Source organism: Marinobacter sp. UBA5687 (genome assembly GCF_002420325.1).
Taxonomy (GTDB): domain Bacteria; phylum Pseudomonadota; class Gammaproteobacteria; order Pseudomonadales; family Oleiphilaceae; genus Marinobacter; species Marinobacter nauticus.
Map to the genome: position 1 here is coordinate 1 of NZ_DIHV01000045.1, position 692 is coordinate 692.

The following is a 692-nucleotide window of genomic DNA, read 5'->3' on the forward strand; positions in this document are numbered from 1 at the left end:
GATGGCAAGTACTTCATTGCCAACGGCAAGCTGTCACCAACGGTATCCGTGATTGCCATTGATAAACTGGACGATCTGTTCGAAGACAAGATCGAACTGCGCGACACCATCGTGGCCGAGCCGGAGCTGGGTCTCGGACCCCTGCACACTACCTTCGACGGCCGTGGCAATGCCTACACCACGCTGTTTATCGACAGCCAGGTGTGCAAGTGGAATATTGCCGATGCCATCAAGCACTACAACGGTGACAAGGTAAATTACATCCGTCAGAAGCTGGACGTGCAGTATCAGCCGGGCCACAACCACGCATCGCTGACTGAATCCCGCGATGCTGATGGCAAATGGCTGGTTGTTCTGTCCAAGTTCTCGAAAGACCGCTTCCTGCCGGTTGGCCCGCTCCATCCGGAGAACGATCAGCTGATCGATATTTCCGGTGAGGAAATGAAACTGGTTCACGATGGCCCGACCTATGCCGAGCCGCACGACTGTATCCTGGTACGTCGTGATCAGATCAAGACCAAGAAGATCTACGAGCGCAACGACCCCTACTTCGCCAGCTGTCGTGCCCAGGCGGAGAAGGACGGTGTGACTCTGGAATCCGACAACAAGGTCATCCGTGATGGCAACAAGGTACGTGTTTACATGACCTCCGTTGCGCCTCAGTACGGTATGACCGAGTTCAAGGTGAAGGA

1 pseudogene is annotated in these 692 nt (G+C 54.9%); it reads left to right on the top strand.

The window, feature by feature from the left end:
- Nucleotides 1-692, top strand: a pseudogene (locus tag B3Y70_RS04795) (TAT-dependent nitrous-oxide reductase); the annotation flags it as partial.